General features: G+C 40.1%; 17 protein-coding genes. 9 read left to right on the top strand and 8 right to left on the bottom strand.

Annotated features, from left to right (window positions below; translation table 11 throughout):
• The first annotated feature begins 88 nt into the window (after positions 1-88).
• The 4 genes from BLW93_RS02800 to BLW93_RS02785 are packed head-to-tail and all read left to right on the top strand — an operon-like array spanning position 89 to position 2,488.
• Positions 89-559, top strand: a complete 471-nt coding sequence (locus BLW93_RS02800; RefSeq protein WP_245791982.1) for a DUF2062 domain-containing protein — start codon at positions 89-91, stop codon at positions 557-559.
• Positions 560-562: 3 nt separating this feature from the next.
• Positions 563-1,384: a diaminopimelate epimerase gene (dapF, locus tag BLW93_RS02795; protein ID WP_076712644.1), complete on the top strand. Its 822-nt coding sequence runs from the start codon at positions 563-565 to the stop codon at positions 1,382-1,384.
• Positions 1,377-2,045 carry a uracil-DNA glycosylase gene (locus BLW93_RS02790; protein WP_076712596.1) on the top strand — a complete coding sequence of 223 codons (669 nt, stop codon included), beginning with the start codon at positions 1,377-1,379 and terminating at the stop codon, positions 2,043-2,045. Before dapF ends, BLW93_RS02790 begins: the two co-directional genes overlap by 8 nt.
• Positions 2,045-2,488, top strand: a complete 444-nt coding sequence (locus BLW93_RS02785) for a methylated-DNA--[protein]-cysteine S-methyltransferase (RefSeq protein ID WP_078058091.1) — start codon at positions 2,045-2,047, stop codon at positions 2,486-2,488. Before BLW93_RS02790 ends, BLW93_RS02785 begins: the two co-directional genes overlap by 1 nt.
• Here BLW93_RS02785 and BLW93_RS02780 read toward each other — a convergent pair.
• The 4 genes from BLW93_RS02780 to BLW93_RS02765 all read right to left on the bottom strand — a co-directional run bounded on the left by BLW93_RS02780 (position 2,470) and on the right by BLW93_RS02765 (position 7,371).
• On the bottom strand, positions 2,470-2,967 hold the full coding sequence (locus BLW93_RS02780; protein ID WP_076712595.1) for a hypothetical protein: 498 nt from the start codon (positions 2,965-2,967) through the stop codon (positions 2,470-2,472). The two genes, BLW93_RS02785 and BLW93_RS02780, sit on opposite strands and share 19 nt — an antisense overlap.
• Before the next feature lie 83 nt (positions 2,968-3,050).
• Entirely contained in the window at positions 3,051-4,244 is a 1,194-nt protein-coding gene (locus tag BLW93_RS02775; RefSeq protein ID WP_173790643.1) for a M20 metallopeptidase family protein, read from the bottom strand.
• Between the two features lie 98 nt (positions 4,245-4,342).
• Positions 4,343-5,416 (bottom strand): hypothetical protein, encoded by a 1,074-nt coding sequence (locus BLW93_RS02770; RefSeq protein ID WP_076712593.1) that lies wholly within the window; start codon positions 5,414-5,416, stop codon positions 4,343-4,345.
• A gap of 20 nt (positions 5,417-5,436) precedes the next feature.
• Positions 5,437-7,371 (bottom strand): DUF505 domain-containing protein, encoded by a 1,935-nt coding sequence (locus tag BLW93_RS02765; RefSeq protein WP_076712592.1) that lies wholly within the window; start codon positions 7,369-7,371, stop codon positions 5,437-5,439.
• Between the two features lie 166 nt (positions 7,372-7,537).
• Between BLW93_RS02765 and BLW93_RS02760 the strand changes: the two genes are divergently transcribed.
• The 4 genes from BLW93_RS02760 to panD all read left to right on the top strand — a co-directional run bounded on the left by BLW93_RS02760 (position 7,538) and on the right by panD (position 9,641).
• Positions 7,538-8,032 carry a hypothetical protein gene (locus BLW93_RS02760; RefSeq protein ID WP_076712591.1) on the top strand — a complete coding sequence of 165 codons (495 nt, stop codon included), beginning with the start codon at positions 7,538-7,540 and terminating at the stop codon, positions 8,030-8,032.
• Positions 8,029-8,574, top strand: coding sequence for a hypothetical protein (locus BLW93_RS02755; RefSeq protein ID WP_076712590.1), 546 nt, complete (start codon positions 8,029-8,031; stop codon positions 8,572-8,574). The genes BLW93_RS02760 and BLW93_RS02755 overlap by 4 nt, the downstream gene beginning before the upstream one ends.
• 180 nt (positions 8,575-8,754) lie before the next feature.
• Positions 8,755-9,144 carry a large-conductance mechanosensitive channel protein MscL gene (gene mscL / locus BLW93_RS02750; RefSeq protein WP_076712589.1) on the top strand — a complete coding sequence of 130 codons (390 nt, stop codon included), beginning with the start codon at positions 8,755-8,757 and terminating at the stop codon, positions 9,142-9,144.
• 116 nt (positions 9,145-9,260) lie between these two features.
• Positions 9,261-9,641: an aspartate 1-decarboxylase gene (panD, locus tag BLW93_RS02745; protein ID WP_076712588.1), complete on the top strand. Its 381-nt coding sequence runs from the start codon at positions 9,261-9,263 to the stop codon at positions 9,639-9,641.
• Here the strand turns inward: panD and BLW93_RS02740 are convergent.
• Genes BLW93_RS02740 through BLW93_RS02725 form a run of 4 tightly spaced genes read right to left on the bottom strand, consistent with a single transcriptional unit; the run spans position 9,638 to position 13,476 of the window.
• Entirely contained in the window at positions 9,638-10,909 is a 1,272-nt protein-coding gene (locus BLW93_RS02740; RefSeq protein WP_076712587.1) for an MgtC/SapB family protein, read from the bottom strand. The genes panD and BLW93_RS02740 overlap by 4 nt on opposite strands.
• A complete protein-coding gene (locus tag BLW93_RS02735) occupies positions 10,903-11,745 on the bottom strand; it encodes a shikimate dehydrogenase (protein WP_076712586.1) in 843 nt (280 codons plus the stop codon). The genes BLW93_RS02740 and BLW93_RS02735 overlap by 7 nt, the downstream gene beginning before the upstream one ends.
• A complete protein-coding gene (locus tag BLW93_RS02730) occupies positions 11,720-13,012 on the bottom strand; it encodes a replication-associated recombination protein A (RefSeq protein ID WP_076712585.1) in 1,293 nt (430 codons plus the stop codon). The genes BLW93_RS02735 and BLW93_RS02730 overlap by 26 nt, the downstream gene beginning before the upstream one ends.
• On the bottom strand, positions 13,009-13,476 hold the full coding sequence (locus BLW93_RS02725; RefSeq protein WP_076712584.1) for a phosphoribosyltransferase: 468 nt from the start codon (positions 13,474-13,476) through the stop codon (positions 13,009-13,011). Before BLW93_RS02725 ends, BLW93_RS02730 begins: the two co-directional genes overlap by 4 nt.
• A 24-nt stretch (positions 13,477-13,500) precedes the next feature.
• Here BLW93_RS02725 and BLW93_RS02720 point away from each other — a divergent pair.
• Positions 13,501-13,878: transposase (locus tag BLW93_RS02720; RefSeq protein WP_173790638.1), on the top strand; the 378-nt coding region annotated here is incomplete at its 3' end.

Here is a 13,878-nt window from a genome sequence, read left to right as displayed (position 1 = left end):
CCAACGATATTGTTTAATAATTTGTAAAAGCATACATTTTTTTGTAGAATGTGATTCGTAAAGGATATCTAAAATATGAGGAATGGGAATGAAGCTTAAAGAGCTGTTTTCCTTCAGATTCTACATCAAAAAACTTCTTGAATTAAAGGACCAGCCGGAAGAAACAGCAAGAGGATTGGCTCTTGGCGTATTTATAGGATTCCTCCCTGTAAACGGATTTCAGGTATTAATAGCAATCACCATAGCGGCATTTGCAAAAGCAAGCAAGATAGCAGCAGCGATAGGAACTCACGTAACAAACCCGTGGACAACCGTCCCCGTGCTCATTATAGATTACTATGTCGGATACAGAATTTTAAGACTCCTTGGATACCAGGTAATGAGAGTCTCCTTATCTACCTTTTCAATTTCAAAGCTATTCTCAACAGGACTTGCTCTTTTAGTACCGACATTTGTAGGTGGTGCCTCCCTTGGATTAATCTTCTCTATCCTCTCCTATTTCGGATTTAAAAAGTTCGCCGAAAATATCAAAGAAAAGCAGAATGTGGAGACGGCATAAGTGATAAGTTTCTCAAAGTTAGAAGGCACCGGAAATGACTTTATAATAATTGATAATCGAACACATTTCATTAATAACTTTCTGGCAAAAAAAGACTTAAACATAGAAACATTCATCCAGATAATATGTAACAGAAAAAAAGGAATAGGAGCAGACGGCCTCATTCTCATAGAAAAATCTTCTTCCGTTAACTTTAAATGGGATTTTTTCAACGCTGACGGTTCCAGAGCTTCCATGTGCGGAAACGGTGCAAGATGCGCAGCAAGATTCGCCTTTGAAAAGAAAATAGCACCAAAAGAGATGACATTTGAAACAGGAGCAGGAATAATAAAAGCCACAGTAAACGGTAAAACAGTAAAAGTCCTTATGACAAAACCTTACGATATAAATCTTAAATGTAAGATAAAAACGGACACCAGGAACATAGAAGGTGCTTTCTTAAATACCGGTGTTCCCCACTTTGTTGCATTTGTTGAAAATATAGAAAACGTCGATGTGGAAAATCTGGGAAGAAAAATACGCTTCCACGAAATGTTCAAGCCGGAAGGAACGAACGTAAATTTCGCCCAATTTAAAGACGGAAAGCTGTTTGTAAGAACATATGAACGAGGTGTAGAAGGAGAGACTCTCGCCTGCGGCACAGGTTCTGTTGCAGCTGCAATAGCTTTCTCCAGACTATTCTCAAAAGAGCCACCTATAACGGTTATAACGCGCTCCGGAGAGCCCTTGACCATCTATTTTGATAACCAGCTAAAAGATGTATTTTTAGAAGGAAATACCAGCTGGATATGTGACGGAGAACTGTGGGAGGAAATTTTTGGATAAAATCCGGCAGTTCATAATATTTTTAAACGAAATAGGATATGAAGAGATAAAAATTAAAGGAGCTTCCATGGCAGGAAAAGAAAACATTAACATTGAAAATGATACTGATGAGCTTGAAAAGCTAAAAGAAAAAGTCCTTAAATGCAAAAAATGCAGACTTGCTGAAACACGTCACAACGTCGTATTTGGAGAAGGGAACCCCAAAACAAACCTGATGTTCATAGGAGAGGCTCCAGGAGAACAGGAAGATCTTCAGGGAAGGCCTTTTGTGGGAAGAGCAGGACAACTATTGACAAGATTTTTAAACCTTTTCGGCATAGAAAGAGAAAGAGTTTACATCACCAACATTGTAAAATGCAGACCACCAAAAAATAGAAATCCACAGCCGGATGAAATAAAAACCTGCTACCCTTACCTCAATAAACAGATAGAAATAATAAAACCAAAAGTTATCCTGTGTCTTGGTGCTTTTGCCGCAAGAACAGTTTTAAACCTCCCCGAAAAAACACCAATATCAAAAATAAGAGGACAAGAATTCAAGGTAAAAGATTACATAGTTATACCAACATTTCACCCTGCATATCTTTTGAGAAACCGGCGGGGGGAAACCGACTTCCAGAGAGACCTTGAAGTTGCTTTAAGGATAGCTGGAATGATCTAATGATAACCGTTGTTCAGTTCTCATTTGGAGTCACCGTAATAGTAGAACACACAGAAAACACCGCAACAAAAGTGAACTTAACAACAGAAAAGTTGGCAGAGATAGAGGGACATCCTTTAATTGTTAAAAGATTTCAAGCCTACGAGAAATATGGAAAAGTCATTGTCCCTTTCAAGGACGAGTTACTTACACCTTTTCAGTTAAAAGTTTTCTCAACTGTTATGGCCATTCCCCCCGGTAAAACTATAACTTATGGTCAAATCGCAAAGATACTCAAAACATCACCAAGAGCTGTCGGACAGGCACTCAAAAGAAATCCATTTCCAATTATTATTCCCTGCCACAGGGTTATATCATCCAAAAATATTGGCGGTTTTTCCGCTGGCACATCCATAAAAAAATTGCTGCTTAACTTTGAAACAAATCACTTCACACAACGGTAGTGTATGACGCAAAAACCTTCCCTTTTGACAAGGGTTTTCATATCTATATCTTCAGGAACAACCACAATACCATTACGGCAGGAAAGTTCGAGAAACCTTTCAAAAATTTTTGGAAACGGACATAAAGTCCCTTCCAACTCCGCCTCTCCAACTCCTTTTGGGCAAAATCTGCAGGAAGAAGAATATACTTTTATAAAAAAATCTTCTCCTGCAAACTCAACAAAAACTTTACCAATACGAAGACGTTCATTCAGAAACACTATAGCCTTTTTAACTTGCTCTTCAAGTGAAAGAAAAGGGGAAATCGCAAATCCCTTCACCTTTGCAAACTGAAAGAGAAAATCCCCTATCCTGCCGCCTGTCAGATTTATAATTCCCTGATTAAGAATGCCAAACTCGTTAAGTCCTGCCAAAAGCGAAGCAACAAAAACATTCTCTGCCTTTAAATCTTGCTCTTTTATCTTCTCTTCAAGCCCCACAGTGCCCTCCAAAATATCAAAATATCAATACATAACATAAATTTTATCTAAAAACGAAAAAAGACACCAGGGGGCTTCAAAAGCTACTTATCTGAAAGCCATTTAAAGGCAAGAAAAGAGAGAACTGCAGTGCCAACAGGAAGGGCATCTTCATCAATATCAAACCTTGGATTGTGAAGGGGATAAGTTGTTCCTTTTTCTCTGTTGCCAGTTCCAAGTCTGAAATAGGTGCCGGGAACAAACTTCAGATATTCTGCAAAATCCTCTCCGCCCATTGAAGGCTTTTCAAGATAGAGAACATTCCCTTCACCAAGAAGCTCTTTCAAACTGTTCATAGCAAATTCTGTAACTTTCTTATCATTTATAAGAGGTGGAGTACCCTCCTCATAGTCAAATTCATAGGAACCGCCGTAAGCAGATGTTATCCCTCTTAAAGCCTCTTCTATCCATAGCGGAATTTTCTTTCTCACATCTTCGTTTAAAGTTCTTATCGTTCCTGCCATCTCAACGGTATCGGGAATGATGTTCTCAGCTTCTCCTCCCTTTATCGTTCCTATGGTAAGGACAGCCGGATCAAGGGGATCTACTCTTCTGCTCACAATGTGGTGAAGCGTATTAACAACCTGTGACGCTATCAAAACGGTATCAATTCCCATGTGAGGTTTTGACGCATGAGTTCCCTTTCCGTAAATCTTTATCCTGAAAACATCAGACGATGCAAGAGCGGCACCGGGGCAGGTTGCCACTTTTCCCGTTTCAAGCTCCGGGAAAACGTGAATACCGAAAATGGCACCAACATCAGGGTTTCTAAGAACACCGGCAGCAACAAGCCTCTTTGCACCGCGACAGTCCTGCCGCTCCTCACAGGGCTGGAAAATGAGCTTAACGTTTCCTTTAAGTTTTTTCTTATGCTTCACAAGCAGTTTTGCCGCTCCAAGCAACATTGCAGTATGGGCATCATGACCGCAAGCGTGCATAACACCGTCAATTTTTGAAGCGTAAGGTTTCCCGGTTTCTTCTTTTATAGGAAGGGCATCCATGTCTGCCCTTAAAGCAACCGTCCTATCACTGTTTCCTTTTATAAGAGCAACCACAGCCGTTGTCTCTCCAAAGCCTTCCTGCAGTTCATCAACACCTATATCCTTTAACGTGTCGGCAACAAGCTCGGACGTTTTAAATTCCCTTCCTGAAAGTTCAGGATACTGATGTATCTGACGCCTTAAACCGACAATAAAATCTTTTATTTCACGTGCATCTTTCAGAAAATCCACTTTCATCACCTCTCAAAAGAAAATTTTACTATTAGAATATAATCCTTTAAAAGAAAAAAACCCCGACATCTGTCGGGGTTTTCATCAAAACGAAAAACAGTCTATCAAGCAATAGGATAGGCAACTTCTGGTCTCTCTTCAACAAGTCGAATATCATAAGCACCTTCTGGAATTGGAACAACTTTCTCCCTTTTAACCCATCTTTCGGGAAGGTGAATAATTCTGTCACCTATGTGAATAACCGTAGGACGAATATTCGCCTCATATGTAATTTTTACTCCGTAAACTTCCCGGCCAAATCTATTTTTAAACTTACCGGGGCCCTCCATTTTTATATTTCTGGAAGTGCCCGGAATATATATCCTCTTAGCATACTCTCTATTCCTCTTTGGATGATGGTAAACAAGCCATAGAACTTTTCCTTCTTTGTATCTTGCCTCCGTGGGAATATATTTCTGTGCTTTCTCCTCTTCTTCCAGAAGCCTTTCAACATACTGCTCCAGAGTTTCATCTTCTCTTATGTCACTCTCGTCCCAAACTTCGTATGTTACCTTCCAGCCGTTAACTTCTGAAATTATGTTTGCAAGCTTAACCGTTCTTTTTTCCTCTACTTTTACAATTTCATCAATCTTATCAAGGATATCTTCAAATCTTTGCCTGAAATCTTTAAGATGAGTAATTGCAACAATAAGATCAGCCTGATGTTTTAATTTTGTAAGCAATTCTGAAGATTCGACAAGTATCATTGCCTTTCTTATAGCACAGAAATCCCTGCGGAGCTCCTCAAGTATCTCCGGAGACAGTTTCAAATCAACAACTGTCTCTTTAATCTCTTTCATTATCTCTTCAGGTATCTCCTTGAGACGTTCGTCTATCGTCTTGTTATCCCTTCCCCACGGATCGTAAGTCTTATCCCAACCTTTATAAGCAGAAACGTAATTGGCAAGTCTAACAGTTGCCCTGTTCTCCTCCAAAGCAACTTCACGAAGTTTTTCAATCATAGGGCCGAACTTTTTAAGCCAGAATGGAGAATAGGTTAAAGTACAAAGATAGTCAGACCTCTTTTTAAGGTCTGTTAATTGCTCAACACTTTCCACTTCAAGCATTTCATCTCTGATAATACAGTTTATACGCCTGATGTCTTCCGGTGAATCAACTCTTCCGTAGAGCCTTGCCATAACTCCCTCCCTGATAAGGTTTAATTAAGTTTGTCGAAAGCTTCAAGGATCAAAAGGCCTGCTTCATTGATGCTGTTTTTACCAACAAGGTTTGCCTTTTTAAGAATTAAGAGTTCTTCACCGAAAGTCTCTTCATCAAGGCCTGAAAGCTTAATGGCTTCTTTAAGATTTTTCGGAAGAACTCTTACTTTTTGCTCTTTAACATAGAGAGTTCCTACTTTCCTGAGCGCATCAAGCACCCTGACGCCAAGAGGCGTAATAGGATTGGCGAAACCTTCCGGTGTTCCGGCGAGGGCCCTCTTTATAAGTCTTCCAACTTCTGTCAGGACAATTGCCCTGTTTGGTAAGATATCAATATATCCTCTTGCTTCAAGTTTATTAACGGCATATTCAATCTCTTCATGCCACGTCTCATCAAAATGTTCGTAAAGATCATCTACAAAGAAGCCGTTTTCCGGAATTTTGTGAAGAACCTGAAGCTCAAATCTTGTTATGTGGGGAAGTCTCTTGATTCCATAAGCCGCATCTTCATAGAGCTTACCCGCAACCGTCGGCTCCCCACCACCAACAAGCTGAGCGGAAACTGCTTCTTCATACCAGTCAACATTGGGAGCACCGAAAACTCTGTTCTTAATCGTAATAGCTTTAACAGCCGTTGAAGAAATCCTTCTAAATCCTCTTGTCTTCATATCTTCAAGAGCTTTCTTGCCCCAATCTGTTAGATAGTGAACCTTTTTGCCGTTATAATCTTTTGATTCGATAAGGTTAAATGATTCCATAGTATAGAGACTCTCTTGAACAATGTCGTAAAGCTTGACATACCACTTGTTTCCCTTTTCGTAAAAGCTCTTGAAAAGCTCTTCAACCGTTTTAACTTCGGAAAACTTCTTTTTAATCTCTTCTTTTTTCTGATAACCCAAATCCTGATAGAGCCTTCTGCCGTAATGTTCCATAACATGCTTGTAATCTTTAAGAGGCTTGTAAAAAAGGTAATGAACAAGCTCATCGACAGTAGGAACAACTTCCGGATTATCTTCATGCTTTTTCCATACCTCTTCAATACCTTTGAGAAGCTCAGCATCAATATTTTCAACGTTTATCGTCTTAACAGGAAGAACTTCCTTGTCCTTCCAGACCCTGTAAACTTCAAGAAGAGCTTCTCCCGGCGGAAGTAACTCACCTTTATCATCTACAAGAGCAAGTGCCCACAGCACTTCTTTCTCTTCTTCAGTTAATTCATCAATACCGGAATCAAAACACTCTGCAAGTGTGTCCATAATGTCTTCAGAAATAACCACATCAAGAGCCGGCGGAATCAACTCACAAGCCTCCTTGACCTTACATCCGAGAGCGGTAAAAGTATAAACATCGGATGAAGGCACAGAAAAAGCTATAAGTCTCATTGATTCAAGTATGAGAGGCAACCTTTCCTCACCTTTAAGCATTGAGCTTTCGGCAGGACCTGAAGGAATTGATTTAATGTAGTCGTGAAGCTCTTTTGATACAATCAACCTCGGACTTGCATTCTGGAAAATATCATAAACGGCTCTGGCATAATCATTTATAACTTTAAAAGTCCCCTTCTTCTCTATCTTTTTCTCTTCAACAAATCCCCTCTCTTCAAGATACTTTTCAGTAAGCTCTCCAGGAATATCCGCATTTTTGACAGCCGAATCTATCATGGCTATAACTTCAGAACCAACCCATCTAAACTCTTCATCCCACTTTTCAGGATGAGAAATAACTCCCTTCTCAACCATTTCCTTCAAAACGTTTACAAGAGCTTCTCCCCAATACGTCAAAATATACTCAAGAGGTTTTCCCATCCTTGCAAGGTTTGCCATCTCAAGCTCCATAAACGGCGCTTCTTCCGTTTCCTTGACTCTACAGAACTGTCCTTTCTCTACCTCTCTCAGTTTCAGGAGAGCGAGCGCGTGCTCCTTTCTGATTACCATTTTCACCTCCGGTTGTGATTTTTCGTGTTTCAGCAAATACTTCTATATTTGAAAATATATCACACGTAATTTAAAGTCAACTAATATAGAAAACTAAATAAGGTTGACAATAATATTTTAGATTATTAAATTGAGCCATGTTAAATCCAATAATGGGAGGTGAAAGATGAGAAAACCAGCAGGAATACTTGCTCTGCTAACCATCATCGGTCTGTTTCTCGGCTGGAGCATAGGAACATTCTTTACAGGCGTAACGGTAGCAAAAGTTGTAGCGTCAATCCCGGCATCACCGATTGTCACAGAAGTAAGTTACAACAGGAAAAAGCACCAGTTGACCTATTCAATGCTTAATCCCGGAGGAATGCCTTTAACAATTATTCAGGAATCTTTCGTATTTACGCCGGGAAGCAAAACCAAAGAAAAAGGCTACGTGGTTTCTAACATTCCTGTAAAAGTAACACTACCTCCGGGAGTAGTTACTAAAGTGGTTCTAAAACTCAAACCAGGAACAGAAAAACTTGAAATTGGTGATGGTATTCTGGCAACCTTTACCTACATAACACCACTTTCAAGTGATCTTTACACAATAGTACATCCTTTCAAAATGGGCGTATCAAACAAAGCCACTGTTCAAAGCACTCAAAAAGGAGGTGAAAAATGAAAAAAGAAAGGATAGTCTGGTGGTTGTTTATGATTCTTTTTGCAATTACCGTTATCGCAGCAGCCTTTGGAATAGCGGCATTAATTGCAGTTGCCGCATCAAATCCCGAAACAGCAGCATTTTTAATAGGATTAATCGGCTTCTGGCTGTTTGCTAACAGGCTCATCTTTGGCTATGGCGGTGTGGCAAATGCAGCATCAATGTTTCTAAAAGGAGAGGAACTGAGCAAAGAAACCTTAATGGCTAAAGTGAAAGAGCCGGTAGAAAAGATAAAAGAGATGAGCATCGCATCACTTCTAATACTCTGGTATAACTCACTGGAACCGTTTAAGTATGCTTACTACCTTGCCTTTTTCCTGGTTCTTACGTTCTCAATAATTCTGGGAATGAACATAATTGTTGCAGGACCAGTGGCTCTGGTAGTAAAAGCTCTCACCTACGGCGCTGCCATACCGACACTGATCGTGTGGGGTCTTGAGCTTCTTTCAGGCTACTACATTGCCGAAGTTGTTAAGAAGGTTTCCGAAGATATCAATAAGTGAGGGGTGAATCACCCCTCGCTTTCTTCAAATTTTCCCTCCCAGTAATCAAAAAAATCTAAAAAATTAAAAATTGACAGCAAAATTCAAATTATATTAAAATGAGCTTGGATGTATTTTAAATTATTCCGGGAACTAAAATATTTATTTTTGCAAACAAATAACACTATCCGGAGGAAAAGTATGGGAATACTCAAAGAGTTTAAAGAATTCGCCATGAGAGGTAATGTAATTGACATGGCAATCGGTATCATCATAGGTGCAGCATTCGGGAAAATCGTTTCATCATTTGTTGGTGATGTCCTTATGCCACTTATAGGGCTTCTTGTCGGCGGTGTAAATTTTACAGGACTATCTATAACTGTTGGAAAAGCAACTATCAAATATGGAAAATTTATCCAATCTGTCGTTGATTTTGTAATAATAGCTTTCGCAATATTTTTGGCAATCAAAGCTATAAACTCCTTTAAAAAGAAAGAAAAAGAAAAACCATCCGCACCACCAGCACCATCAAAAGAGGAAGTTTTACTTTCAGAGATAAGGGATCTATTAAAAGAAATGGCCGAGAAATAATCTCCAGCGGGCTTGAAGCCCGCTCTTTAAAAGTTCATCTTTTTCTCCCATCTTTGCATTTTCACACCAGATTTATATATATTTACTCTGAATAAACTCTCTTGCGGAGAGGCAGAATGAGAAGATTTATGTTTAAGTCAAAAATACACAGAGCTACGGTAACACAGGCAGACCTTAACTATGAGGGAAGCATTACCATAGACTCTTCACTTATGAAACTTGCCAACATTCTTCCTTACGAAAAGGTTGATATATACAACATCACAAATGGTGAAAGATTTTCCACATACGTAATACCTGGAGAGGCGGAAAGTGGCGTAATATGCTTAAACGGTGCTGCTGCAAGAAAAGTGCAGGTGGGCGATAAAGTTATTATCGTTTCCTACTGTGAACTTGAAGAGGCAGAACTTGAGAACTTCTCTCCAACGGTTGTTCTTGTAGATGAAGAAAACAGACCTGTAAAAGTGGCTTCTCAATCCGGAGGAATCTTAGTTTAACGTAATAAAACTGCAAAAATTCCTGCCAATCCAAGAATTTCTCCGGCAAGAAGCAAAAGGAAGCCTTTAGTGCTTTCTCTAAATATTTCCCTGCCCCCAATGAAAAAGGTAATAAACCATTTAAAAAGTGTGTTCACCGTAGCCGCTATAAATATCGCCGTAACCGCTATCAATGCCGTAATTTCACCGGAAGAGTAAAGTTTTGCCATTGAAAGCGTTATTGCATCCACATCGGAAAGCCCCGAAACGGCTGCTATAGCAAAAAGCCCCCAGGCACCGGCATACTTTGCAGCAAACTTCGTAAGAAAAAGAATAAAACCGAAAAAGACTCCAAATTTAAGAGCCGTTGATAACTCATAAGGATTTTCAACCTCTATCTTTTCATTTCCCTTTGTCATTTTTGCCCTGGCATAGGTGAAGAAGAGGCCGAAAATTGTAGCAACAACACACGGAAAGAGAAAAAACTTTACAAGAGCAGTATTAACGATAAAAACAAGTGTTAAAATCCTAAAAAACATTATCGCAGAAGCACCGACTATCCCGGCGGCATATTCACTCACTATAACCGGATTCCTTTTCGCAAACGACGAAAGAGTAATTGTAACGGCCGTGCTTGAAACAAGACCTCCTATAAGTCCTGTAATAACTGTCCCTTTCTTACTTCCAACAAATTTGGTAAGAACATATCCGATAAAATCTATCGTAGAGATAACAACAACCATCGCCCAAACATCTCTCGGATTTACTCCGTAAAACGTTTTATCAGGAAGGAGAGGATAGATAAGCACCGTAACAACGGCAAATTTTAAAAATGCAAACAAATCATCAAGAGTAATGTGCCTTACAAATTCGTGCATCGGCTTTTTAAACGTAAGAATAGAAAAAACAGCTATCGATATAACGGCAGCTATCTGATACTCTCTGAAAAAGCAGAGGACACCTGTAAAAAAGGTTACAAGGGCGGCAAATTCGGAAGTCAAGCCCGGCTCCTTTTCGTTCTTTTGAGCCATAAGAATAAAAGCAGAAGCAACCACAAAAACCACAGGAACAACAATCGGAGATATACCATCGGCCACATGAGCGGACAAAGTTCCAAGCAAGGATATGAGAATAAACGTTCTAATACCACCAAACGTCGGAATCCCTTCAAGCTGTTTTTTATACTCCCTCTCTATCCCAACAAGAGCACCGAAAATTATTGACAAAAAGTAAGGCTCATACTGATTCCAGACGGAAGAATTAACAAGCTCCCGCATAAACTCTACCATAACTGCTCCATTAGAACTCTTTTCATCACATCTATCGGCGGCTTACGTCCTGTCCATATCCTGAAAGCCCTTGCCCCTTGATGAACAAGCATTCCCAGACCATTTACTATCTTTGCCCCATTTTCTTCTGCCGCCAGAAGGAGTTTTGTTTTAAAAGGTTTGTAAATAATATCAACAACTGTGACAGAGGAAGGAATAAGTATATAGTTAAAAAGCGGTGGATCACTCTCTTTCATACCAAGAGACGTTGTATTCACGATTAAATCAACCTTTTCCAGGAGGTTTTCAACATCGCCCAGAGAAACAGCTTCAACCTTCCCGTAGCTTTCAAGTTTCCCGGCAAGAGACTCTGCTTTTTCAACTGTTCTGTTGGCAATAACCACCTTTTCGGCTCCTCTCTTTAAAAGGGCAAAAGCAACCGCTTTCCCCGAACCTCCCGCTCCTATAAGGAGAACTGTTTTTCCGCTTATATCGACTCCCTCCTCTTCAAGAGAATCAACGAAACCGTCTCCGTCGGTGTTGTAACCGCTCAAAATACCGTTTTCATTCTTAACAGTATTAACGGCTCCCAAAAAGGCTGCTGCCTCATCTACCTTATCAAGAAGCGGAACAATTTTCTCCTTTAAAGGCACGGTGATGTTTATCCCTCTTATATTCATGGCACGAAGACCTGCAACTGCATCCTTTAGGTTTTCAGGATTAACCTCAAAAGGCACATAGACAGCATCAATACCGAGGGTATGAAAAGCCGCAGTCTGCATTAAAGGAGAAAGGGAGTGTTCCACCGGAAAACCAAAAATACCGTAAACGTCAGTCTTTCCTGTTATTTTTAGCACCTTTCATCTCCTCCAGCCACTGTTTTAACTGTTTTTCAAAGCCTATACCATCATCAGAATAAAATTTCCTATCTTCGGAAAGATAGTTCTGCTCAACGTAATGTCCCGGGAAATCATGAGGATAAAGATAACCTTTACCGTGCCCCATATTGCCGGCACCTTTGTAATGAGAATCCCTTAAATGGAGAGGAACAGGAAGGACATCGCCCGATTCAACAGCCTCCACAACCCTTTTGAGAGATTTGTAAACGGCGTTCGATTTCGGACTCATTGAAAGATATATCGTAACCTGGGCAAGGACGAGTGCTGCTTCCGGCATCCCTATCTTTGAAACCGCATCCATTGCAGCATTTGCCATCAAGAGAGCCTGTGGATTTGCATTACCTATATCTTCAGAAGCAAGGATAACAAGACGCCTTGCAATGAAAACTGGATCCTCTCCACCTTTAAGCATCCTTGCAAGGTAGTAAAGTGCCGCATCAACATCACTTCCTCTAACAGATTTTATAAAAGCAGAGATAACATCATAGTGATAGTCTCCCTTACCGTATTTTGTGGTTTCACCGAAAGCCACTTCCTTCACAACCTTTTCATCAATTTCAGAACCAGAAGGAAGCAAAGCAGCAATCTCTTCAAGATAGTTCAAAGCCTTCCTGCCGTCCCCTCCCGAAAGTCTGGCAAGAAGCTCAAGGGCACTTTCGGAAATTGCCAAATTCTGCTTCTTTAAACCTCTCTTATCGGTAAGCGCCCTCATGATTAAAGTCTTAATCTCTCCCGGCGAAAGAGGCTCAAACTTGTAAAGTTTAACCCTTGATCTTAAAGCCGGAACGAGGGAAAAGTAAGGGTTCTCAGTGGAAGCACCTACAAGTATGACATTTCCCGCCTCTATATCGGGAAGCAACGCATCCTGCTGAACCTTGTTAAACCTGTGAATTTCATCTATGAAAAGTATTGTCTTCCTTCCAATCTCAAAGTTTTTTCTCCCCTTTGCAAGAGCCTCTTTTATCTCTTTAATGTTTGAAGTAACAGCGTTAAGCTCTATAAAGTCGGCATTGGACATTTTAGCTATCAACCGTGCCAGTGCCGTTTTGCCGGTTCCAGGTTCTCCCCAAAATATGGAAGGCTTGACAGCATCATTTTCAATAAGTCGCCTTAAAGGTTTACCTTTACCTATAATATGTCTCTGACCAACAAACTCTTCAAAATTTTCAGGCTGAAGCCTGACAGCAAGAGGTCTTTTCCCTTTTGAAAAAAGCGTATCCATCATCTCTCGTTTAACTCTCTAAGTATCTTTATTACCTCTTCATCCTCAACCTGAGGAAAATACTGGTAAAACTGCCCTACGGCATTGAAAAATGTCGGAGCATATAGAACTATAAGGTCGTCAACCAGCGAAGAAAACTCTTCTATCTTATCTTCAGGCATAACAGGAACAGCAAGAATTATACGTAACGGCCGCTCCCTTTTTATTTCAGAAATCGCGGCTTTAACCGTCAACCCCGTTGCTATCCCGTCATCTACAAGAATAACATCTCTGTTATAAAGGTCAACATCAGAAACACCAAATTTCTGTTTTCTCTCTTCAATCTCTCTTATTCTTTCAAGAGCTTTTCTTTCAATATACTCATTCGTAATTCCGAGCTTCGCAGCCACATCATCGGTGATAGAAGGTAGTGTACGATATTTTGTGTAAGCTTGAGAAATGGGATAACCTCCTGGGGAACACCCCACAAATACCAACCCCAGGAGGCAAAAATGGAACTACAGAAGATTTTACCAGACCTAGTTAAGGAAGTGGTAAAGCAAACCTTAGAGTCAATCATGACGGCTGAAAGAGAAGTGTTTCTTAAAGAACATGGAGGAACAAAGAACGGCTTTTACGTTAGAAACTTAGATACTGTTATCGGTAAGCTTGAAAATCTGAGAATTCCAAGAGATAGAGAGGGAAAATTCAGAACAAAGTTGATAGAACCTTATAGAAGAAGAGATATCAATCTTGAAGACTTAATACTTGGGATGTTTGCCTCTGGTATGAGTGCAAGAGCAGTAGCCCAGGCTCTTGAAAGCGTGTTTGAACTTAAATACTCACCCTCAACCATAAGCAAAATATCGCAGGTAACCTTAGAGGAAATA

This window comes from Desulfurobacterium indicum (assembly GCF_001968985.1).
GTDB lineage: Bacteria > Aquificota > Aquificia > Desulfurobacteriales > Desulfurobacteriaceae > Desulfurobacterium_A > Desulfurobacterium_A indicum.
This window is presented reverse-complemented; position numbering and strand designations above follow the sequence as displayed.